This is a genomic window from uncultured Collinsella sp. (assembly GCF_959026545.1).
GTDB lineage: Bacteria > Actinomycetota > Coriobacteriia > Coriobacteriales > Coriobacteriaceae > Collinsella.
This window is the reverse complement of sequence record NZ_CAUFLV010000001.1, coordinates 1-19226: the sequence shown is the minus strand read 5'-3', so window position 1 is coordinate 19226 and position 19226 is coordinate 1. Positions and strand designations below refer to the sequence as shown.

At 61.6% G+C, this 19226-nt stretch carries 28 protein-coding genes; 27 read left to right on the top strand and 1 reads right to left on the bottom strand.

The window, feature by feature from the left end:
• The first annotated feature begins 116 nt into the window (after positions 1–116).
• The 15 genes from Q5Q88_RS00140 (at position 117) to Q5Q88_RS00070 (ending at position 9430) form a co-directional block, all read left to right on the top strand.
• Positions 117–1163 carry a helix-turn-helix domain-containing protein gene (locus Q5Q88_RS00140; RefSeq protein ID WP_302741021.1) on the top strand — a complete coding sequence of 349 codons (1047 nt, stop codon included), beginning with the start codon at positions 117–119 and terminating at the stop codon, positions 1161–1163.
• 425 nt (positions 1164–1588) lie between these two features.
• Entirely contained in the window at positions 1589–2209 is a 621-nt protein-coding gene (gene rplC, locus Q5Q88_RS00135; protein WP_118653618.1) for a 50S ribosomal protein L3, read from the top strand.
• 15 nt (positions 2210–2224) lie between these two features.
• On the top strand, positions 2225–2851 hold the full coding sequence (rplD, locus tag Q5Q88_RS00130) for a 50S ribosomal protein L4 (protein ID WP_118653617.1): 627 nt from the start codon (positions 2225–2227) through the stop codon (positions 2849–2851).
• Entirely contained in the window at positions 2852–3139 is a 288-nt protein-coding gene (gene rplW / locus Q5Q88_RS00125) for a 50S ribosomal protein L23 (protein WP_118653616.1), read from the top strand.
• Between the two features lie 165 nt (positions 3140–3304).
• Positions 3305–4135, top strand: coding sequence for a 50S ribosomal protein L2 (rplB, locus tag Q5Q88_RS00120; protein WP_118653615.1), 831 nt, complete (start codon positions 3305–3307; stop codon positions 4133–4135).
• Between the two features lie 26 nt (positions 4136–4161).
• A complete protein-coding gene (rpsS, locus tag Q5Q88_RS00115; RefSeq protein WP_006720289.1) occupies positions 4162–4422 on the top strand; it encodes a 30S ribosomal protein S19 in 261 nt (86 codons plus the stop codon).
• A gap of 13 nt (positions 4423–4435) precedes the next feature.
• Positions 4436–4801: a 50S ribosomal protein L22 gene (gene rplV, locus Q5Q88_RS00110; RefSeq protein ID WP_102338403.1), complete on the top strand. Its 366-nt coding sequence runs from the start codon at positions 4436–4438 to the stop codon at positions 4799–4801.
• Between the two features lie 6 nt (positions 4802–4807).
• On the top strand, positions 4808–5518 hold the full coding sequence (gene rpsC / locus Q5Q88_RS00105) for a 30S ribosomal protein S3 (RefSeq protein WP_006720291.1): 711 nt from the start codon (positions 4808–4810) through the stop codon (positions 5516–5518).
• On the top strand, positions 5518–5943 hold the full coding sequence (gene rplP / locus Q5Q88_RS00100) for a 50S ribosomal protein L16 (RefSeq protein ID WP_006720292.1): 426 nt from the start codon (positions 5518–5520) through the stop codon (positions 5941–5943). The genes rpsC and rplP overlap by 1 nt, the downstream gene beginning before the upstream one ends.
• Positions 5943–6158, top strand: coding sequence for a 50S ribosomal protein L29 (rpmC, locus tag Q5Q88_RS00095; RefSeq protein ID WP_118653614.1), 216 nt, complete (start codon positions 5943–5945; stop codon positions 6156–6158). The genes rplP and rpmC overlap by 1 nt, the downstream gene beginning before the upstream one ends.
• A 14-nt stretch (positions 6159–6172) precedes the next feature.
• The gene (gene rpsQ, locus Q5Q88_RS00090; protein ID WP_006723044.1) at positions 6173–6439 is read left to right on the top strand and encodes a 30S ribosomal protein S17; all 267 of its coding nucleotides are present in this window, start codon (positions 6173–6175) and stop codon (positions 6437–6439) included.
• 109 nt (positions 6440–6548) lie between these two features.
• Entirely contained in the window at positions 6549–6917 is a 369-nt protein-coding gene (gene rplN / locus Q5Q88_RS00085; protein ID WP_006720295.1) for a 50S ribosomal protein L14, read from the top strand.
• An 18-nt stretch (positions 6918–6935) separates the two neighbouring features.
• The gene (gene rplX / locus Q5Q88_RS00080) at positions 6936–7259 is read left to right on the top strand and encodes a 50S ribosomal protein L24 (RefSeq protein ID WP_118653613.1); all 324 of its coding nucleotides are present in this window, start codon (positions 6936–6938) and stop codon (positions 7257–7259) included.
• Between the two features lie 326 nt (positions 7260–7585).
• Positions 7586–8677, top strand: coding sequence for a Gfo/Idh/MocA family protein (locus tag Q5Q88_RS00075; RefSeq protein ID WP_294122484.1), 1092 nt, complete (start codon positions 7586–7588; stop codon positions 8675–8677).
• A gap of 6 nt (positions 8678–8683) precedes the next feature.
• The gene (locus tag Q5Q88_RS00070) at positions 8684–9430 is read left to right on the top strand and encodes a DeoR/GlpR family DNA-binding transcription regulator (RefSeq protein WP_302741004.1); all 747 of its coding nucleotides are present in this window, start codon (positions 8684–8686) and stop codon (positions 9428–9430) included.
• A 20-nt stretch (positions 9431–9450) separates the two neighbouring features.
• Here the strand turns inward: Q5Q88_RS00070 and Q5Q88_RS00065 are convergent, their stop codons facing one another.
• Positions 9451–12009, bottom strand: a complete 2559-nt coding sequence (locus tag Q5Q88_RS00065) for a U32 family peptidase (protein WP_302741002.1) — start codon at positions 12007–12009, stop codon at positions 9451–9453.
• A gap of 243 nt (positions 12010–12252) precedes the next feature.
• Between Q5Q88_RS00065 and rplE the strand changes: the two genes are divergently transcribed.
• From rplE to infA, 12 genes are all read left to right on the top strand, one after another.
• Entirely contained in the window at positions 12253–12810 is a 558-nt protein-coding gene (gene rplE, locus Q5Q88_RS00060) for a 50S ribosomal protein L5 (RefSeq protein ID WP_294122490.1), read from the top strand.
• 90 nt (positions 12811–12900) lie between these two features.
• The gene (locus Q5Q88_RS00055) at positions 12901–13086 is read left to right on the top strand and encodes a type Z 30S ribosomal protein S14 (protein WP_039910329.1); all 186 of its coding nucleotides are present in this window, start codon (positions 12901–12903) and stop codon (positions 13084–13086) included.
• A 129-nt stretch (positions 13087–13215) separates the two neighbouring features.
• On the top strand, positions 13216–13614 hold the full coding sequence (gene rpsH, locus Q5Q88_RS00050) for a 30S ribosomal protein S8 (RefSeq protein ID WP_276674202.1): 399 nt from the start codon (positions 13216–13218) through the stop codon (positions 13612–13614).
• 34 nt (positions 13615–13648) lie between these two features.
• Complete coding sequence (gene rplF / locus Q5Q88_RS00045) at positions 13649–14185, top strand: 50S ribosomal protein L6 (RefSeq protein WP_118653607.1); 537 nt, start codon at positions 13649–13651, stop codon at positions 14183–14185.
• A 68-nt stretch (positions 14186–14253) separates the two neighbouring features.
• The gene (gene rplR, locus Q5Q88_RS00040) at positions 14254–14616 is read left to right on the top strand and encodes a 50S ribosomal protein L18 (protein WP_118653606.1); all 363 of its coding nucleotides are present in this window, start codon (positions 14254–14256) and stop codon (positions 14614–14616) included.
• An 11-nt stretch (positions 14617–14627) separates the two neighbouring features.
• Positions 14628–15158 carry a 30S ribosomal protein S5 gene (gene rpsE / locus Q5Q88_RS00035; RefSeq protein ID WP_006720328.1) on the top strand — a complete coding sequence of 177 codons (531 nt, stop codon included), beginning with the start codon at positions 14628–14630 and terminating at the stop codon, positions 15156–15158.
• Between the two features lie 2 nt (positions 15159–15160).
• Positions 15161–15340: a 50S ribosomal protein L30 gene (gene rpmD / locus Q5Q88_RS00030; protein WP_006720329.1), complete on the top strand. Its 180-nt coding sequence runs from the start codon at positions 15161–15163 to the stop codon at positions 15338–15340.
• A gap of 2 nt (positions 15341–15342) precedes the next feature.
• Positions 15343–15792 (top strand): 50S ribosomal protein L15, encoded by a 450-nt coding sequence (rplO, locus tag Q5Q88_RS00025; protein WP_118653605.1) that lies wholly within the window; start codon positions 15343–15345, stop codon positions 15790–15792.
• Positions 15786–17072, top strand: coding sequence for a preprotein translocase subunit SecY (gene secY / locus Q5Q88_RS00020; RefSeq protein WP_302740987.1), 1287 nt, complete (start codon positions 15786–15788; stop codon positions 17070–17072). Before rplO ends, secY begins: the two co-directional genes overlap by 7 nt.
• Positions 17073–17090: 18 nt before the next feature.
• Complete coding sequence (locus Q5Q88_RS00015) at positions 17091–17717, top strand: adenylate kinase (RefSeq protein ID WP_294122494.1); 627 nt, start codon at positions 17091–17093, stop codon at positions 17715–17717.
• The gene (gene map / locus Q5Q88_RS00010; protein ID WP_118653602.1) at positions 17714–18502 is read left to right on the top strand and encodes a type I methionyl aminopeptidase; all 789 of its coding nucleotides are present in this window, start codon (positions 17714–17716) and stop codon (positions 18500–18502) included. The genes Q5Q88_RS00015 and map overlap by 4 nt, the downstream gene beginning before the upstream one ends.
• A gap of 370 nt (positions 18503–18872) precedes the next feature.
• Positions 18873–19091, top strand: coding sequence for a translation initiation factor IF-1 (gene infA, locus Q5Q88_RS00005; protein ID WP_009141477.1), 219 nt, complete (start codon positions 18873–18875; stop codon positions 19089–19091).
• The last annotated feature ends 135 nt before the right edge of the window (positions 19092–19226 follow it).

The window sequence follows — 19226 nt, the reverse complement described above, 5'->3', positions numbered from 1 at the left end:
ACAGTTAGGTTTCCTGGCTCAAACATGAAGACGTCTCAATTGTGCGAACGATCGCCAGCTGGTGAAATAGTCAGTGAGCAGCTGCGACGCATACACTTTGCACGAAGGGACGAACCATGCATATTTCCGAGGTCATCCGTAACCGCCGACGCGGGCTGGGCTTGACGCAGGAGCAGGTGGCTCAGCGCCTGGGGGTTTCTGCGCCGGCAGTCAACAAGTGGGAGCGCGGCATGAGCTACCCGGATATAACGCTGATCCCCGCTCTCGCACGCCTGCTCGAGACAGACGCCAATACCCTCCTGTCGTTCGAACCCGAGTTGAGCCAAGAGGCGAACCTCGAAATTCAACGCGAGGTTGACCGGCTGGTCCGAGAGGATGGGTACGAGGCGGGTTTCGCATACGCGCAGGAGCGGATGCGCCTGTATCCGGCAAGCGATGAGCTCGCCATCGTGCTCACGCAGTACCTGGACGGCGCGCTCACACTCTTTCAGGTTGAGGAGCCAGATAGGTATCGTCCCACGCTAGACAAAGCTTACGAACGGCTGTCCCAAAGCACGCTGCCCGAAGCCCGAGAGCAGGCGTGCGGCATGCTTATCGCCCGCGCTATGCAGGAAGAGCGCTATGAGGATGCGCAACGCCTGCTCGACACCATTCATCAGCCGCAGATTGACAAGGAGGAGCGCCAGGCGATTCTTCTTATGCGCCAAGGCCATGATGAGGAGGCGGCGCGTGCGTGGGAGGCGCGCCTGATTAGAATGTCGGCCGACCTTATGGGGACGGTCAATAGCATTATCGAGATTGCCTTGCGCGAGGACCGCGTGGACGATGCACTCGCATGCGCCCACCGCGCGCAAACGCTATTTGAGGTACTCAACCAGCCTGGATGGATGGGACTCGTGCCCAGCTTGACCGTTGCGGTTGCAACAAAGGATACGAATGAGACGTTTGATTTGCTTGAGCAGATTATGTCGTCTCTGCATGGTGCCGACGCCGGCGCTCTTAAGAGTCCTTTGTATCGTTTCACCAACTTTAATGACTTGACGCAGCTAACCTCGCAAATGGGCACCGTGATGCTGGCCGGTGTTCAAGCGGATGAGGAGTACGCGTTTTTACGCGAGGCTCCCGGCTATGAGGCCTTTCTTAACAAGTGGAATTCACGGTAAGTTTCGAGTACGTCGCTGCCCGGACGGGGGCGGCCGAGGTTTTCGTAGAATCCGCACGCAAAGGAGAGCCCAGTGGGCTCTCCGTCTTGCGCAGGACCTGACCGAGCGAAAACCTCGGCCGCCCCCGTCCGGGGCGTCGCGGGGCGATATGGGGCGACGGCAACAGCCGGCCGCACTCTCGCCAACCGCCCTCACCTGCAAAAACATTGCGAAGACAATATGGAGACGCCCGTGGGCGTGTATACTAATCAAGCTGTGTCCACTAGGAGGATTCTGCCTAGGCCATCTACCTGCGCATTTGGGTTGCCGCGCACGAAAGGCCGAGACGAATGCAAGGAGTGGCGCGCAAATCCGTATGTGGTCCTCTAGGGGCACGCGCAAGGGGCGCGTGCAATGTCCCAAGACCACCGAGAGTTGGAGATCGAATGATCAACATGATTCTCGGCCGCAAGATCGGCATGACCCAGGTTTGGGACGAGGACGATAACGTCGTCCCCGTCACGGTCATCCAGGCTGGCCCCTGCACCGTCTCGCAGGTTAAAACTGAGGCGACCGACGGCTACAACGCCGTCCAGATCGGCTTCGGCGACATCAAGTCCAAGCACGTGAACAAGCCCATGGCTGGTCACTTTGCTAAGGCTGGCGTCGAGCCCGTCCGTTACCTTCGTGAGGTCCGCGTCGAGAATGGCGAGGAGCACAAGGTCGGCGACGTCGTCACCGTCGCCGATTTCGAGAACGTCGCCAAGGTCGACGTCATCGGCACCTCCAAGGGTAAGGGCTTCCAGGGTCGCATCAAGCGCTGGAATCAGCACCGCGGCCCCATGACCCACGGTTCCCACATTCAGCGTCACCCCGGCTCCATCGGCCAGTGCGCCTACCCGGCCCGCGTCCTCAAGGGCGTCAAGATGGCCGGTCACATGGGCAACGCCCGCGTGACTGTGAAGAACCTCTCCGTTGTCCGCATTGATGCTGAGCAGAACCTCATGCTTGTCAAGGGCGCTGTGCCCGGTGGCAAGAACGGTCTGGTCGCCATCCGCATGGCGTAAAGGAGGACCGTCGCTATGTCTAAGTTTGAAGTGAAGAACGTCGAGGGCAAGCAGGTCGCCGAGGCCGAGCTCGCCGACGCCGTGTACGGCATCGAGCCGAACGTGCACGTCATGCACCACATCGTCACGTGCCAGCAGGCCTGCTGGCGTCAGGGCACCCAGTCCACCAAGGGCCGTTCCGAGGTCTCCGGTGGCGGCAAGAAGCCGTGGCGTCAGAAGGGCACCGGCCGTGCCCGTCAGGGTTCCATCCGCGCCGCCCAGTGGCGTGGTGGCGGTGTGATCTTTGGGCCCAAGCCCCGCACCTATGTGAAGCGCATGAACAACAAAGAGGTCAAGCTCGCCATGCGTTCCGCCCTGTCCGCCAAGCTCCGCGACAACGAGCTCGTGCTCGTGGACGACTACGGTTTCGAGAAGCCGTCCACCAAGGCCGCTGTCGCCATGCTCAAGGCTCTGGGTCTCGAGGGCAAGCGTCTGACCATCATCGTTCGCGAGGATGACATCAACGCCTATCTCTCCTTCCGCAACATCCCCAAGACGTGGATCATCACGCCCGCCGAGGCCAACACCTATGACCTCATCAACAACGGTGCGCTGATCATGCCCGCCGACGTCGCCGCTCACTTCGGGGAGGTGCTCGCCTAAATGACCGCTCACGAGATCATCATCCGCCCGATCGTGTCCGAGCGTTCCTACTCCGCCATGGAGGAGAACAAGTACACGTTCGAGGTCGCCAAGAACGCCAACAAGTTCCAGATCAAGGACGCTATCGAGGAGCTCTTCGGCGTGAAGGTTGTTCGCGTCAACACCCTGAACGTCAAGCCCAAGACCAAGCGCGTTCGCTACGTCGCTGGCAAGACCCGTTCTTGGAAGAAGGCCGTCGTCACGGTGGCCGAGGGTCAGACCATCGAGGTCTTTGGCGCCCAGGCGTAATTCACGCCTACGTTAGTTCTTGACGCTTGCCTCTCGTGTAGGGGAGGCAAGCTCAAGTGCTCCGTGCGTAAAAATAGGAAACGCCCGGAGCCGTGGTAATCCGGTGTCACTGCATCCGCATCCCAGCTTGCAGTGGCCAACGGACCGATATGAAAGGGATAAGGAATGGCTGTAAAGCACCTTAAGCCGACCAGCGCCGGCCGTCGCTGGCAGACGATCGCGGACTTCTCCGAGATCACCTGCACCACGCCCGAGAAGTCTCTTCTCGAGCCGTTGCCGGTCAAGGCTGGTCGTAACAACGCCGGTCGCATCACCATGCGTCACCAGGGCGGCCGCGTTAAGCGTCAGTACCGCGTTATCGATTTCAAGCGCAATAAGGATGGCGTGCCGGCCAAGGTCGCTACCATCGAGTACGACCCGAACCGTTCCGCTCGCATCGCCCTGCTTCACTACGTGGACGGCGAGAAGCGCTACATCCTGGCCCCCAAGGGCCTCAAGGTCGGCGACACCGTCGTTTCCGGTGCCGGCGCCGACATTAAGCCGGGCAATGCCATGCCGCTGTCCGAGATTCCCGTGGGTACCCTCATCCACGCAATCGAGTTCCAGCCTGGCAAGGGTGCCGCTATCGCCCGTTCCGCTGGTACCGCTTGCCAGCTCATGGGCAAGGAGGGCAAGTACGCGATCATCCGCATGCCTTCCTCCGAGATGCGCCGTGTCCTCGTGACCTGCCGTGCCTCCATCGGTGAGGTCGGCAATGCCGAGCACTCCAACATCGTGATCGGCAAGGCCGGTCGCCATCGTAAGATGGGCGTCCGTCCGACCGTCCGTGGTACCGTCATGAACCCGGTCGATCACCCGCACGGCGGTGGCGAGGGTCGTTCGCACACCTCCGGTCGTCCGTCCGTCTCTCCGTGGGGCACTCCCTCCAAGGGCTACCGCACCCGCAACAAGAAGAAGACGTCCAACGACCTCATCATCCGTCGTCGCAAGAAGTAATCGATACTCGTTAGGAGAAAGCACTTATGAGCAGAAGTCTCAAAAAGGGCCCGTTCGTAGAGGCGCGCCTCCTCTCGCGTATCATCGCGATGAACGAGGCTGGCAAGAAGGACGTCGTGAAGACCTGGTCCCGCGCGTCCACCATCTTCCCCGAGATGGTCGGCCACACCATCGCCGTCCACGACGGTCGCAAGCATGTTCCCGTGTACGTCACCGAGTCCATGGTCGGTCACAAGCTGGGCGAGTTCGCGCCCACTCGTACGTTCCGTGGCCACAAGGCCAAATAGGGGGTTTAGGTAAATGGCTACTACTTCCACCGAGACCCGCGAGGTCCGCGCTACGGCCAAGTACGTGCGCGTTTCCCCCGGCAAGGCTCGTCTCGTGATCGACCTGATCCGCGGCAAGAACGTCGCTCAGGCCTTCGATATCCTTCACTTCTGCACGCGCTCCGTCGCTGTTGACGTGGAGAAGGTCCTGCGCTCCGCCGTTGCCAACGCCGAGCACAACAACCAGATGCGCGCTGACGACCTGTTCGTCAAGGCCGCGTATGTCGACGAGGGCCCCACGCTTAAGCGCATCCGTCCTCGCGCCAAGGGCTCCGCTTCCCGCATCCTCAAGCGCACGAGCCACATCACTGTCGTCGTCGCTCCTCGAAAGGAGGCTTAAAGCGTCATGGGTCAGAAAGTCTATCCTACCGGCTTCCGTCTTGGCATCACCGAGAACTGGCGCTCCCGCTGGTTCGCTGAGAAGGATTACGCCAAGACTCTCGGCAACGATATCGAGATCCGTCGTTTCCTCGAGAAGCGCCTCGCCCGTGCCGCCGTCTCCCGCGTTGAGATCGAGCGTGCCGGCGACAAGGTGAAGGTCATCATCCTCACCGCCCGTCCTGGTGTCGTCATCGGCAAGAAGGGCTCCGAGATCGACGGTCTCCGCACCGAGCTCGAGCGTGTCGCCGGCGTTACCAAGGGCAACCTCTCCGTCGACGTCATCGAGGTCAAGCGTCCCGAGCTCGACGCCGTTCTGGTTGCTCAGTCCATCGCCGAGCAGCTCGAGGGCCGTGTGGCCTTCCGCCGCGCCATGCGCAAGGCCGTCCAGTCCGCTCGCAAGGCCGGCGCCAAGGGTATTCGTATCCAGTGCTCCGGTCGTCTCGGCGGCGCCGAGATGGGCCGTCGCGAGTGGTACCGCGAGGGTCGCGTGCCGCTGCACACCCTCCGCGCTAAGATCGACTACGGCACCGCCACCGCTCACACCACCATGGGCTCCTGCGGCGTCAAGGTCTGGATCTACCAGGGCGAGAAGCTCCCGGGCCAGCCTGTTCCGAACATGGCTCTCGAGGGTACCTCCCGTCCGCGTCGTCGCAACAACGATAGGAGGAATCAGTAATGCTCGCTCCTAAGCGTATTCTTCACCGCAAGGTGCAGCGTGGCTCCATGAAGGGCCAGGCCAAGGGCAACACCGAGCTCCATTTCGGTGAGTACGGCATCGTCGCCCTCGATCGCCACTGGATCACCAACCGTCAGATCGAGGCCGCTCGTATCGCCATGACCCGCTACATGAAGCGTGGCGGCAAGGTTTACATCACCATCTTCCCGGATAAGCCCATCACGAAGAAGCCTGCGGAGACTCGCATGGGTTCTGGTAAGGGTAACCCCGAGGAGTGGGTGGCCGTTGTCAAGCCGGGCCGCGTTATGTTCGAGATCGCCGGCGTGTCCGAGGAGATCGCTCGCGAGGCCCTGCGTCTTGCCCAGCACAAGCTGCCGATCAAGACCAAGATCATTACCCGCGCTAAGAACGGGGAGGACAAGTAATGAAGCCCGCAGAGATTCGTGAGCTTTCCGACGAGGCCCTGGCTGAGAAGCTGAAGGATTGCCGCGCCGAGCTCTTCAACCTTCGTTTCCAGATGGCCACCAGCCAGCTGGACAACACCGCTCGCGTGAACACCGTGAAGAAGGACATCGCTCGTGTCCTCACGGAGCAGCGTGCCCGTCAGATTGCAGCGGAGAAGTCCGCTGCCACCAAGTAGCGCAAGGAGAGATAATGGCTGAAGCAACTGAGCGCAACGCGCGCAAGGTCCGCCAGGGTATCGTTTCCTCCATCATGGGCAACAAGAGCATTGTTGTGACCACCACGGAGCGCAAGCGTCATCCCAAGTACGGCAAGATGATGACCAGCACCAAGAAATTCCACGTCCACGACGAGGAGAACACGGCCGGCGTTGGCGACACCGTTCGCATCATGGAGACCCGTCCGCTGTCCGCCACCAAGCGTTGGCGTCTTGTCGAGATCATCGAGCGCGCCAAGTAAGCTTGTTGAAGTAAACCCTCCGGTGACGTGCGCCCGTCCGAGTGCCATTTAGGTACTCGATCAGGGCGGTCGCACCTCTCGCCGGCTTAGGTTCGGAAAGGTTCCAACCATGATTCAGATGCAAACCATGCTGAACGTTGCCGACAACTCTGGTGCGCGCAAGGTTCGTTGCATTAAGGTGCTGGGCGGCTCTAAGCGCCGTTACGCCGGCATCGGTGACGTCGTCATGGCCGCCGTGCAGGAGGCCACGCCCGGCGCGAACGTCAAGAAGAAGGATGTCGTGCGCTGCGTTATCGTGCGCACCGTCAAGGAGGTCCGTCGCAAGGACGGTTCCTACATCCGCTTCGATGACAACGCTGCCGTCGTCATCAACAAGGATGGTTCGCCTGTCGGCACCCGTATCTTCGGGCCCGTCGCTCGCGAGCTTCGTGACAAGAAGTACATGAAGATCGTCTCGCTCGCACCCGAGACCCTCTAACGTAAGGGAGAGACCACTATGTCTATGTCCATCAAGAAGGGCGACAAGGTCGAGGTGCTCTCCGGTAAGGATCGCGGCAAGCAGGGCGTCGTCCTGCGCGCGCTGCCTTCCGAGGGCAAGGTTATCGTCGAGGGCGTCGCTGTCGCCAAGAAGGCCGTCAAGCCCAACGGTGCTGGCCAGCAGGGCGGCATCGTCGACAAGGAGATGCCGATCGACGTTTCCAACGTCCAGCTCATCTGCCCCGAGTGTGGCAAGCGCACCCGTGTTGGCCACGAGGCCGGCGAGCTCGACGGTCACAAGACCAAGCTCCGCATTTGCAAGAAGTGCGGTCACAAGTTCTAAGGATTAACTCCTAGAACTCCCACCGGAAGACCCCTCCGAGACCCTCCCGGCGGTTTCACGCAAACGTCCTCGGAGTCGCGCTTCGCGCGGCTCCTACGGAATGTTTGCTTAGAAACCGCCGTCCGGGCCTCGGAGGGGTCTTCCTGCGTTTACGGGGTTACGCGTCCCTGGCGCGAATGGGGCAATCGGAGCCAGGTGCCATTTGCTGCAATAGTAATTGGCTCGGCCAAAAACGCGCAGAAGTACGCAGAAATACGCAATACTGTGCTATGCTGCTTCTCAAAAGATGCGCAATGGGTGCATCTGCACGTGGCGAGAGGATTGCTATGGCTATCGAGCGCGACATGACATCGGCGGCACCAAAGGACGCGGCGGCGGCTGCAAAAGCCGCCTTTGAGGCGGTGGCGGGCAAGCCGTTCCCGAACGACATCTTCACCGCACCTCACCTGAACTGGGCGATCATCGGCTGCGGTGTGATCGCCAACCAGTTCGCCCAGTCCTTGGCGCTCGCCGGGCGCACCGTGTACGGTGTCGCCAATCGCACGCACTCCAAAGCCGAGGCGTTTGCCCGTGAGTATGGCGTCGAGCGCGTCTACGATAGCTTCGAAGATCTGTATGAGGACCCGGACGTCGATTGCGTGTATATCACCACGCCGCACAACACGCATATCACCTATCTTCGTGCCGCGTTGGCTGCCGGGAAGCATGTTCTATGCGAGAAGGCCATCACACTGAACTCGGTCGAGCTCGAAGAGGCGCGTACCATTGCAGATGAGCATGGCGTCGTCCTCATGGACGCGACGACGGTTCTCCATATGCCGCTGTACGTCGAGCTTATGCGCCGCGCGGAGTCGGGTGAATTCGGCCGCTTGCGCCTGGCACAGGTGAATTTCGGAAGCTTCCACGATTACGAGGATGTGTCAAACCGCTTCTGGAACCGCAATCTCGCGGGTGGTGCCATGCTCGACATCGGCGTGTACGCACTCTCCGTCGCCCGTTTGTTCATGGAGAGCCAACCGAACGAGGTCGTATCACTCGCCAATCTGTTCGAGACGGGAGTGGACGAGGAGAGCGGATTCGTGACGCGCAATGCACAGGGCCAGCTCGGTGTGTTCTCCTTAAGTATGCACGCCAAGCAGCCTAAGCGCGCGACCCTGTGTTTCGACGACTGCTATATCGAGGTCATGGCGTATCCACGCGCCGATCGCGCCGTGATCACCTGGACGGCGGACGGGCATCGCGAGGAAGTCAAGGCGGGCGTTGAGGCCTACGCGCTTTGCTACGAGGCGGCCGACCTTGAGAGCGCCGTCGCTGGAGACGCCTCCAAGCTCAAGCTCATCGATGTCGCCTCCGATGTCATGAAGACCATGACGCGGCTGAGGGCGGATTGGGGCGTCGTGTACCCCGAGGAGGAGTAGGCGCATATGCTTGCCGACGATCGACTCAACGCCATTGTGCGGATGGTAACCGAAGCGGGGTCCATGAGCGTTGCGGACCTCGCCGAGGCCCTGGATGTGACGGCATCGACCATTCGTCGAGATTTGCAGACCCTCGATCGGGTGCATCGTTTGGCGAAGGTTCACGGCGGAGCGACGAGTCTCGAGCGGGCGCATATCGCGCGTGACCTCACCATACCCGAGCGAAGCGGACTGCATGTCGATGACAAACGGGCCATCGTGCGAGCGGCTGCGTGCCTGATCGAGCCGGGTTCGTTCGTCTACATCGATTCGGGGTCGACGACGCTGCAACTCGTATCATGCGTCCCCGCCGATGCCGACGTCGCTTACGTCACGAATTCGGTAGGACATGCCCGCCGCTTGATGGAGCGGGGATGCCGCGTGATGGTGACGGGCGGCGAGCTCAAGCCGGAGACCGAGGCGCTCGTGGGGCCCGATGCGACCGCGATGCTGGCGCGTTATCGGTTCGCATGCGGCTTTTGGGGTGCCAACGGCATAAGCAAAAAGCACGGCATGACCTCGCCCGATCCATTGGAGGCCGAGGTCAAGCGTGTGGCGATGGGACAGGCCTCGAGACGCTACGTGCTTGCCGATGCGAGTAAGTTCGGCATGGAGGCAGCGGTGAGCTTCGCCACGCTCGACGATGCGGAGATCATCACCGCCGGCGACGTACCCGACGAGTATGCTCACCTGTCAAATCTCGTGCGCGTGTAGGGGATTCGAGGAGATAGGCTCTACTCGACGCCCTGGAAGAGGCATCCTGAGCTTGATCCGGGCATGCGCTTGTCGGGCGTGCGGCCTGCGAGCGCGGCGTCGAGCGCCCGCTTGGCGCGCGCGACGCCGCAGGCGAGCTCGTCTGCGTCCATGAGGGTGCCGTCGACCAGGAATCTCGTGACACCCGCGTGCAAAAGCGCCGGGATCTGGGGAGTGGCGTCCAAGGCGACGCCGTCGTACAGGTGGCTGCGACCGTTGAGGCCCGTGCGTACGGGGAGCAGGCGTCCGTCGATATTCTTAAGCTTGAAGTCGCGCGTGCGCAGGCGGCAGTTCGCGCAATCGTGGATGCAGGCGCCCGTAACCTGTAGGATGCAGTGCTCGCTCGTCATGACGCGCGGCGCGCCGAGGACCATGAGGCCGAGCTCCATGCTGCCGCGATGGGGTGCGATGCGCTCGATTTCGGCAAGCGTAAGTTCGGGGGAGAGCCATGCACCCGCGGCACCGCGCTCGGCCAGCGCCCGCATGCACGCCACGTTGTGGACGGGGATGCAGCTGCGGAGTTCGACGGATGTGCCGCGCTCGGCGCCGAGAGCGAATTCTGAGATGGTGGCCACGGCGACAGGGCTCCCCGGCAAAATCCAAGGGTCGAGGCGCTCGTGGTCCATCTGACGGGAGACCTCGTCGAGCACGGGGATGATGCCGCGCTCGCATCCATCGACGGGGGAGAGTCCCGCGGCGAGCAGGTCGTCGACGGACATGTACATGCGGGTCGCACCGGCAGCGCGCGCGGCGGCCGCATGGTCGGTCGAGGTGACGAGCGCGCAGATCTCCGGGCTTGTGTTCGGGGCCGGTGCGCATTTGGCGTCATCGCGGGACGGGGCTGACGCAGAATTCGAGAGGCTTGGGTCGACGCGCTCAGGAGCGACAGCCAAGCAAGAATCAGCGGTAATCGCAATTGCCGCGAAATCGAGCGGAGCGCCGCTGCGCCGACGATCGAACGGGGTGAGGATGGCGCGCTCGAGCGCTTCGCACGCTGCCGCGCGCACTTTGTGCACGGCGGAGAAGCCCATACCGCAACCCTCATCGAGCTGAATATCGAAGGACACAGCCTCGAAGGGGGAGGAGCCCATACGGCCCACGTGCTCGATAAGGTCCTCTGCGGTGACTGCCTTGGTTCGCGCGGGCTCGACGATGAAACCCTCGGCGCGACCGATGATCGAGGGGTCGTCGGCGCAGCTCAACTCGACGGCGAAGGGCTCGCCGATGCGGGAGATGACACGGCCGTCGACCGCGCGTTTGCGAGCGACGGGCCGTTTGAGTGCCGCCTCGGCGGCATCGAGGGCGGCTTGACTACGGATGAGGCGCACGCGGGCGCCCGCGGGCATGGGGCGCGCCGTGCGGCACTCGATGACGTCGTCTGCGCACGCGTCGTCGGGGGCGAGGGCGGTGAGGAACTGGTCGAACTCGTCATCGTGGCGGAGCTCGAGCAAATCACCCTTGCCGACCGGCTCGGAAAGGCGCAGGCGGGTCCATGCGGCGCGCCGGCGCTTGTCGTCGGGCTTGAGGCCCTTTGTGTTGCCGAGCGGTTTGCTGCCGAGGACCTCGCCTACGATCTGGCCGCGGTTATTCGAGCGCTCATAGCTCATCATCTCGTCGCCCGAGCGCCCCTCTTGATACTCGGTGGTGAAGTCGCGATTGAAGCAGCGCTTGAGCTGGCGATAGCGCGCCTGCGCGGTCTCTTCCAAGATCTCGCGGCCCGTGAGGATGTCGTCGAGCTGCGCGCGGTAGGCGCTCACGATGGAGTGCACGTAGTCGGGGGCCTTCATGCGCCCCTCGAGCTTCAGCGCATGCGCCCCGGCGTCGAGCAGACGGGGCAGCATGTCGGCCGTGCAGGTGTCACGCGGGCAGAGCGCTCGCTCGCGCCCGGGCTTGGACCAGGAGCGACCCGTTTCATCAATGAGCTCGTAGGGCAGCCGACAGGGCTGCGCGCACATGCCGCGGTTAGCCGAGCGCCCTCGGGAGGTGAAGCTGGAAAGGAGGCAAACGCCCGAGTAGCAAAAGCAGATGGCGCCGTGGGAGAACACCTCGAGCTCGATGTCCACCGCGTCGTGGATCGCGGCGATCTCGTCAACAGAAAGCTCGCGGGAGAGCGTGACGCGGTCCGCACCTGCGGCCTTGCACCAGGCGGTTCCGCGGGCGTCGTGAATGTTCGCCTGCGTGGAGATGTGCGTCTCCACCTCGGGCATGAGGCGGCGGATCTCGAAGAACAGCCCCCAGTCCTGGATGATGAAGGCATCGGCGCCGAGCCTCCAACAGCGCTCGACGAGCGCCAGAGCTTGCGACATCTCCTCGTCCTTGATGACGATGTTAACCGTCACGTACACGCGCGCGCCCGCCAAGTGCGCCGCCCGACAGGCGGCCTCGAACGTCTCGTCAGTGAAGTTATCGGCCTTGCGACGCGCATTGAACGACCCCATGCCGCAGTAGATGGCGTCGGCCCCGGCCGCCAGTGCCGCGTAAAACGGCTCCGGTCCGCCCGCAGGTGCCAGCAATTCAGGTTTGGAAGAATAGGAACGCATAGGGACTCCTGGAATAAAATGAATGCTCGATAAGTATACCTATACGGATTTGTGGATTTAGCTGCATACATCAAGTTGCGGTCGCATTCCGTCTCATATAGGCGTATAGTAACGACTGTTTTGTCGGCTCCTGCCGCGATTCGTCATGCCGCGAACAGCCAGATGCGGTGTTGATGGCAGCAGGAGGCACGAGGCTAACCCACGAGGCCAACCCCGTGCTTAAAACCCCAGTGAGGAGTGAAAATGGCTGAGGAGAAGTACATTCCCCGTCTCAAGACCAAGTACAACAACGAGGTCAAGCAGCTCATGCAGGACAAATTCCAGTATGAGAACGTCATGATGATCCCCAAGTTCGAGAAGATCGTCGTGAACATGGGTGTCGGCGAGGCCGCCACCGATTCCAAGGCCATCGACGGCGCCGTCCGTGACCTTCGCGTCATCACCGGTCAGCAGCCCATGGTCACCCGTGCCCGCAAGTCCATCGCTTCCTTCAAGCTTCGTGCCGGCATGCCCATTGGCGCCAAGGTCACCCTGCGCGGCGACCGCATGTGGGAGTTCTTCGATCGCCTGACCTCCATCGCGATCCCCCGTATCCGCGACTTCCGCGGCATTTCCGCCAAGTCCTTCGACGGCCGCGGTAACTTCTCCATGGGCGTTACCGAGCAGCTCATCTTCCCCGAGGTCGACTTCGACTCCGTCGACCACACCCGTGGTATGGACATCACCATCGTCACCACCGCCAAGACCGACGAAGAGGCGAAGGCCCTTCTCGACGCCTTCGGCTTCCCGTTCAAGAAATAGGTTCTTAAAGCCCCGGGGTCCACAGGCGGTGCGCGAGGAGCACGTGCCGCCTGTCCGAGGCGCATATAAACGTATGTGAGGAGGAAATAAGTGGCTAAGACATCGATGATCGTCAAGTGCAATCGCAAGCAGAAGTTCTCGACCCGCGAGTACACGCGCTGCCAGCGCTGCGGCCGTCCGCATTCTGTGTACCGTAAGTTCGGCCTGTGCCGTGTCTGCTTCCGCGAGCTGGCGCTCAAGGGCGAGCTTCCCGGCATCAAGAAGGCCAGCTGGTAAGTCACTGCCAGCGCGCGCATCGACCATTGAGGTTGATTGCGTGCAAGGAAGACGTGTCCTATAGGCTTTCCCGCTACGGGTGGGGGAGTACCGAGGACATGGACTCATCAAGAACGAAGGAGAATCCACATGAATCTCACCGACCCGATCGCAGATATGCTCACGCGCATTCGCAACGGCAATGCTGCGAACAAGGCCGAGGTCTCGATGCCGAGCTCCAAGAAGCTCGTCGAGATCGCTCGAGTCATCTACGAGGAGGGCTACATCGAGGGCTACACCGTTGAGGACACCGCCCCCGCCAAGACCCTTCACATCACCCTTAAGTACGGTCCCAAGAAGGCCAAGGTCATCAACGGCATCAAGCGCTACTCCAAGCCTGGTCTGCGCAAGTACGCCGGCGTGAAGGACCTTCCCCGCGTCCGCGGCGGCCTCGGTACCGCCATTGTTTCCACCAGCCAGGGTGTCATGGCCGACCGCGATGCTCGCAAGAAGGGCATCGGCGGCGAGGTCGTCGCCCTCATCTGGTAATTCGCTTAGGCGAGTAGAAGGAAAGGAGAACACCGTGTCTCGTATCGGTAAGAAGCCTGTCCAGATTCCCGCCGGAGTCGAAGTGGCAGTTGACGGCACGCACGTGTCCGTGAAGGGCCCCAAGGGTACTCTTGAGGCTGATTTCTATGAGAAGCTCACCATCGAGGTGGCCGACGGCGTGCTGACCGTCTCCCGTCCCGACGACGAGCGTGAGACCCGCGCCCGCCACGGCCTCACCCGCGCCCTGATCCAGAACATGGTCACCGGCGTTTCCGAGGGCTACACCAAGGTCCTCGAGCTCGCTGGCGTTGGCTACCGTGTCCAGCTCAAGGGTAAGGATCTGGATCTGTCCCTGGGTTACTCCCACCCGGTGATTTACACCGCCCCCGAGGGCATCACCTTCGAGTGCCCGGACAACACCCACATTCACGTCAAGGGCATCAACAAGCAGCAGGTCGGCCAGGTTGCCGCCGAGATCCGTGGCAAGCGTCCGCCGGAGCCTTACAAGGGCAAGGGCATCCACTACCTGGGCGAGCACATCCGTCGCAAGCTCGGCAAGGCCGCTAAGTAGTAGAGCGCTTCCACGTCGTAAGACCAGCACCCCGTCAGGTGCTGGCAGGACTTCATAAGGAGTTTCACATGAACAAGCAACAGGCAAAGCGCGCCGGCCTCAAGCGTCGTCAGCGCCGTGTCCGCGGCAAGATCTTTGGCACGCCCGCCCGTCCGCGTCTTCGCGTCGTGCGCTCCAACGCCAATATCTACGCCATGATCGTTGACGATACCAAGGGTCACACCCTCGTCTCCGCCTCCACCCTCGAGGCCGAGTTCAAGGGCACCACGACCAGCAACAAGGAGGCTGCCGAGAAGGTCGGTAAGCTCGTGGGCGAGCGCGCCCTCGCTGCCGGCATCAAAGCCGTTTCCTTCGACCGCGGTGGCCGCATCTACCACGGTCGCGTCAAGGCCCTCGCCGACGGTGCCCGCGCCGCCGGTCTCGAATTCTAGGAGGTAAGAGCATGGCTCGTAACCAGCAGAAGCAGCAGCGCGAGGCCTCCGAGTTCGAGGAGCGCGTCGTTTTCATCAACCGCGTCGCCAAGACCGTCAAGGGCGGTCGTCGCATGAGCCTCGTGGCCCTCGTGGTCGTGGGCGACGGCAAGGGCAACGTTGGTCTTGGCATGGGTAAGTCCGCCGAGGTGCCGCTGGCAATCTCCAAGGCTTCCATCGACGCCAAGAAGAACATGTTCCACGTGCCCGTCACCGCTGAGGGCACCATTCCTCACGACGTCCAGGGCGAGTTCGGTGCTGCGAGCATCATCATGCGCCCCGCTGTCGAGGGTACCGGTGTTATCGCCGGTGGCGCCGTGCGTCCTCTGTTCGAGCTCGCCGGCATCAAGAACATCCTGTCCAAGTCTCTCGGTTCCGACAACGGCCTCAACATCATCAAGGCTGCTGCCGAGGGCCTCAAGCAGCTCTCCAGCCCCGAGGATGTCGCCGCCCGCCGCGGTCTCACCGTCTCCGAGATGTTCATCGGCAAGAAGGAGAACTAGGCATGGCTACCATCAAGATCAAGCAGGTTCGCAGCATTAACGGCTGCAAGGAGGATCAGCGTCGCACTGTTCGCGCCCTCGGCCTGCACCGCATCAACGACACGCGCGAGATCGCTGACAACGAGAGCGTCCGCGGCATGATCTTCAAGGTCAAGCACCTCGTTGAGATTGTAGAGGAGTAACAATGCAGCTTCATGATCTTACGCCGGCTGCCGGGTCCACCCACAGCCGTAAGCGCGTCGGTCGCGGCAATTCCGGCAAGGGCGGTACCTATGCCGGCCGTGGCCTGAACGGCCAGGGCTCCCGTTCCGGCGGCACCAAGGGCGCCGGCTTCGAGGGCGGCCAGACCCCGCTCGCGATGCGCCTCCCGAAGCTCCCCGGCTTCAAGAATCCCCGTCGCATCGAGTACACCGCGGTGAACGTCTCCACGCTCGAGGTCAAGTTCGAGGACGGTGCCGTCGTCGATGGTGCATCCCTCAAGGCCGCTGGTATCACCAAGTCCGAGTTCGAGCCCGTCAAGGTGCTCGGCAACGGCGAGGTTTCCAAGAAGCTCACGGTCAAGGTCGACAAGATCTCCGCTTCCGCGAAGGCTAAGATCGAGGCCGCTGGAGGAAAGGTCGAGCTTCCGTGCTAACTGGTTTGAAGAACACCTTCCGCATCAAGGAACTCCGCGGGAAGATTCTTTTTACCATCGCTATGCTCGTCGTGTACCGTATCGGTGCACACGTTCCGGTGCCCGGCATCCCCTTCCAGGGGATGTCGGCCCTTTTTACATCCGCCGGTGACACCTTCGCCAGCGGTGCGATGGCCCTGCTGAATCTTTTCTCGGGCGGCGCGCTTTCCTACGTGTCCGTCTTTTCGCTGGGTATCATGCCCTACATCACCAGCTCGATTGTCTTGCAGATGCTTCAGGCCGTTGTGCCCAGCCTGCACGAGTTGGCTCGTGAGGGCGAGGTCGGTCAGACCAAGATCACCCAGTACTCTCGTTACCTCACCCTGGCCCTCGCGCTCTTGAACGCCATTGGATACCTGTTCCTCTTCAAGAGCTTTGGTATCCAGTTCGCCGGCGCCGATGCTCCCGAGATCATCTTCGACATCATGATCGTGGGCACGCTCGTCGCGGGCGCCATGCTCATCATGTGGATTGGTGAGCTCATCACCCAGCGCGGGATCGGCAACGGCATGAGTCTCATCATCTTCGCCAACATCATGGCGGGGCTTCCCCAGGCGATCATCCAGTCCATGGATGGCGGCAACGTTGCCATTATCACCACGCTCGTCATCGTCGTGGTGATCCTGTGCGTCATCCCCTTCATCGTGTACCTCGAGCGCGGCCAGCGTCGTATCCCGGTGCAGTATGCCAAGCGCGTCGTGGGTCGTCGTATCATGGGCGGTCAGTCCACGTACCTGCCCATCAAGGTGAACACCGCGGGTGTCATCCCGATCATCTTCGCGAGCGCCCTGCTCTACTTCCCGGCTCAGCTCGCCGTGTTCTTCCCCAACGTGGGTTGGATGCAGACCTTTGCCGGCGCGCTCTCGAGCGGCTGGATCAACTGGATCCTCAATGTCGTCCTCATCGTGTTCTTCGCGTACTTCTACACGTCCATGGTGTTCAACCCGGACGAGACCGCCGAGAACCTCAAGAAGCAGGGCGGCTTCATTCCTGGTGTTCGCCCCGGCAAGCAGACGGCGCATTACATCAAGAACGCCCTCAACAAGATCACGCTTCCCAGTGCGGTCTTCCTGGCCCTCATCGCCATCGTTCCCTCGATTGTGTTCTCGTTCACCAACAACGCGCTCATCCAGGCCTTCGGCGGCACTTCGGTGCTCATCATGGTCGGCGTTGTGCTCGATACCATCGACAAGGTCGAGAGCCAGCTCAAGATGTACGACTACGACGGTTTCTTCAAATAGGCCTCTAAGGAGTCTTTTATGAACATCGTGTTGTTGGGCGCCCCTGGCGCCGGTAAGGGTACGCAAGCCCAGCGTCTTGTTGCCGATTATGGTGTGGCGCATATCTCCACGGGCGACCTGCTTCGCGCTGCCGTCAAGGCTCAGACTGAGCTTGGCGTTGCTGCCAAGAAGTACATGGACGCCGGAGAGCTCGTTCCCGATCAGCTCGTGATCGACCTGGTCAAGGAGCGCCTTGCTGCCGACGATGCGCAGAAGGGCTTCATCCTCGACGGATTCCCGCGCAACACGACGCAGGCCGTGACGCTCGATACCGAGCTTTCGGCTATGGGTCGCGAGCTCGATGGCGCGCTTTTAGTCGATGTTCCCGCCGAGGTCATCGTCGATCGCCTCTCTTCTCGTCGCACCTGCCGCGATTGCGGTTACACCGCAGGTCCCGATACCGCCGTGTGCCCCAAGTGCGCAGGCGAGATGTATCAGCGCGATGACGACAAGCCCGAGACCATCAAGAACCGTCTTGATGTCTACCAGAAGAACACCAGCCCGCTCGTGGAGTACTACCGCGGCCAGGGCATCCTCAAGGTCGTCGATGGCGATCGTGATATCGACGTGGTGTATGCGGATGTGAAGGCTGAGCTCGGTCTATGATCAAGATCAAATCTGCCGCCGATATCGAGCAGATGAAGAAGGCCGGAGCTCTGTCCAAGATGGCGCTCCGGCAGGTCGGCTCGATGATTCGACCTGGCGTTTCGACGTTTGAACTCGATCAGCTTGCCGAGCAGATCATCCGCATGCACGGCGGCACGCCCGCCTTCAAGGGCTACGGCGGTTTCCCCGGGTCCATTTGCGCTTCGCTGAACGACGCGGTTGTTCACGGCATTCCCAATCCCGACGTCATCCTGCGCGAGGGAGACATCATCTCGATTGACACCGGCGCGATCGTTGACGGTTGGGTGGGGGATAACGCTTGGACGTTTTACGTTGGCAATCCCAGCACCGAGGCAAAGGGCCTGTGCGAATGCACGCTCGACTGCCTTAAGGCGGCAATCGAGCAGGCCGTTCCCGGAAACCATATCGGAGACGTGGGGCATGCTGTTCAGTCGCTCGCCGAGAGCAATGGCTATGGAGTCCTTCGTGACTACGTGGGCCATGGTGTTGGTCGCGCTATGCACGAGGATCCCAACGTGCCGAATTATGGCAAGAAGGGTCGTGGTGTGAAGCTCCAGGCTGGCATGGTCATCGCCATTGAACCTATGATCACACTTGGCTCCAACCGCGTGCACACCGGTTCCGATGGCTGGCTCGTGTCGACCGACGACGGCCTGCCCGCGGCGCACTACGAGAACACGGTCGCCATCACCAACGACGGCCCTGTGATCCTCACGCAGGATGCACAAGGCCCATGGTGTCCCATGACCGGCGGTTCAATGTAACCGCCCGTCCCTGGGCTTTCCTATATCATCCGCTGCTCGGGCAGTCCTCTTCGCACGAAGGCCCCACTGGGGCCTTCGGCTCATGCGGAACTCGCATCGGACGATATGGGAAAGCCCAGGGACTACGGTACCTTGGCAGCCCGACGGGGCGGGCCCGTATGGTCCGCCGCGAGTTCCGCATGAACAGAAGGCCACTAAATGTGGCCTTCGTCGTGAGCAGGACTGCCTGAGCGCCGGACCATACGGGCCCGCCCCGTCGGGCTGCCGGTGGGACAAAATATTTGTGGAGCGATTGGGAATTTCCCTTTCGCCTGTTTAGCATGTAGTAACATGCACTGTTGCTGTCGTTTTCGAGAGAAAGATGATGCACGTGAAGAAGGAAGACGCCATCGAGCTTGAGGGCACGGTCACCGAGCCGCTGCCGAACGCCATGTTCCGCGTTGAGCTTGAGAACGGTCATTCGGTTCTCTGTTCCATTTCGGGCAAGATCCGTATGAACTACATCCGTATTCTGCCGGGTGACAAGGTCGTTGTGGAGCTCTCTCCCTATGATCTGACCCGCGGTCGCATCACCTATCGTTATAAGTAACGACCATTCGCACGTATTCGAACCGGAAGGGAGTGCTCTGCCCCGTAAGGTTCGATACATGCTTCCAGCCATTCGTTATTAACGCCTGCGGCTGGGCGAGTAGATAACATTCCACCTTGTAGCTTGAGCACTACC